We start from the raw sequence: 1,828 nt of genomic DNA, 5'->3' as shown, positions 1-1,828 counted from the left end.
AATCCCTGCCCTTGGTGTGACTTATCTACGTTCAGGCATGATAGTTCGCCTTGCATACTCTTGTCTAAATAAACAACCAACTTTGCAGACGCTCTAATAGTTCCGCTTTCGTCTTCGGCAATTACTAGGTAAGTGCTTCGACCTTTAGTGTCTACTTTGTGGTGCTTGATTTTTCCGATCATTTACCAGCCTCCCAATATAAGTCGCATATATTTCCTTCACCAAAAGATTCATCTAAATCTTCGTTTTTATCATTATCACATTCACCGCGCCTAGTTGGCTCCATTGGGTCGCCATCATATAGGCTATGCCAACTATTAAAGTACCTACAACTTGTGCAGTCCTTTTTATCTTCTGTATCTCTAAATCCGTTCATCAATAAGTCTCATATTTTCGATTCTGTCCTTCGTTCTTTCATGACCCTTATGTTCTAGGTAACAACAACAGAAGCACCACAATGATGCTGAAACAATCAGCGATGCATTGCTGTCAAATAAAAAAAGCGACAAGAGCAAAAATGCCAAGATTGGGAAAAGTAAAATTCTTATTGTTTTTTCAATCATTTGCACAATTTTGCAAGGTCGGCAGTTCTTTGATTAGGTCAATTAATTCATTTTCAATATAGATGTACTCTTCAGCGGTTAGAACAGCAATTAAACCTCCTGTTTTTTGTTTTCTCATTACCCAAACAATGTCGGAAATTTTTTCTCTTATCTCATCTTCACTTATGGTCGAACGCTTTAATTTCACCTGGATCATTTGTTCTTCCGAATAAATAGGTGTCGGCTTGTTGTTCTCGCTCATTGTTCTACCTCTAAAGCCGTTTTGCAACTTGTAGAATCTTCCATTGAATAAGTATCCTATTGGTTTCATATCGAAGGTATTTATTGTCGCCGTTAAATTACTCTGCTGTCACATGACGACTATTCATGACAGCATTTACAATAATCCCTGATACTAAGGTATCGTTTGGTTGGCCTGTGTTGGCCTGTGTTGGATTTAAAATGGATCGATAACGAGCGTAAATTTTCCGATTTTCTTTACACGTTATTATATCTGCCATAATTATTCCTATTAATTATTTTTTTAATCATTATCTCTCTCTCCTCTGGGGTCGGCATAGTATAGCCAGCCTTTAGCCTCATAATATTGATAGTGTAGTCTACTATTTTCTCTGCTTCATCTCTTGTCATATATATCCTGTTATTGTCTATCCTGTTACAATTAAGTACTTAAAGAAAACTTTGTATTTAAGTACTCCCAGTGTAATTATATATAGTTTCTTTTAAGTTCTGTCCTCGTGCAATACCCAGGTATTAATTAATGGTCTGCCGTGTAGCCTTTAGAGGTCGACTTTCTAGTTTGGCAATTCTCCCACCAGCTACACGGTACTATGTTTTTACAGACCAAGGTTAAATTTTATCTGGTGCTGAGTTCTCACAGCTTTGACACCGACTATCACGGCCTTGTATCTTAATGAACGAATTATTTCTTGTTGTTAATGAACGTTTAGATTTCTTTGCTTCGTTTATAATCTGACCACTCATGTGGCTCAACCCCTTTTGGTAAGTCAACCGCTTGCGCTACCATTCTCTCAAGTCGCTCAATGGTGTTTTTTTCCTGTCTATCAATCATGCGTTGTGTTTTCGCAATCTTATGGCGTAGGTTTATCAATTCAATTTCACACGTCCCCGTCATTGGGCTGATACATTGTATCCCGTGTTGTTTCTCTTTTCCACACTCTATACACTTTGGCATAATTGAACGTTTAGTTTTTGGGTTGATTCATGATTTCTGCAATCTTCTCTGCTTGTTCAGGTCGAATGTT

Annotated in this window: 5 protein-coding genes; all 5 read right to left on the bottom strand. The window is 37.6% G+C overall.

Going from position 1 to position 1,828, the window contains the following annotated elements; all coding sequences use genetic code 11:
- On the bottom strand, positions 1-182 hold a 182-nt coding region (locus HRT72_09870; GenBank protein ID NQY68013.1), incomplete at its 3' end, for a hypothetical protein.
- Positions 179-376, bottom strand: a complete 198-nt coding sequence (locus HRT72_09865; GenBank protein NQY68012.1) for a hypothetical protein — start codon at positions 374-376, stop codon at positions 179-181. The genes HRT72_09865 and HRT72_09870, both read right to left, overlap by 4 nt.
- A 179-nt stretch (positions 377-555) precedes the next feature.
- Positions 556-873, bottom strand: coding sequence for a hypothetical protein (locus HRT72_09860; GenBank protein NQY68011.1), 318 nt, complete (start codon positions 871-873; stop codon positions 556-558).
- Positions 874-1,040: 167 nt separating this feature from the next.
- Positions 1,041-1,193, bottom strand: coding sequence for a hypothetical protein (locus HRT72_09855; protein ID NQY68010.1), 153 nt, complete (start codon positions 1,191-1,193; stop codon positions 1,041-1,043).
- A 316-nt stretch (positions 1,194-1,509) separates the two neighbouring features.
- Positions 1,510-1,758, bottom strand: coding sequence for a hypothetical protein (locus HRT72_09850; GenBank protein ID NQY68009.1), 249 nt, complete (start codon positions 1,756-1,758; stop codon positions 1,510-1,512).
- Positions 1,759-1,828: the final 70 nt, after the last annotated feature.

The organism is Flavobacteriales bacterium, from assembly GCA_013214975.1.
Taxonomy (GTDB): Bacteria; Bacteroidota; Bacteroidia; order DT-38; family DT-38; genus DT-38.
The sequence above is the reverse complement of the archived record's forward strand: the minus strand, read 5'-3'. Positions and strand labels throughout refer to the sequence as shown.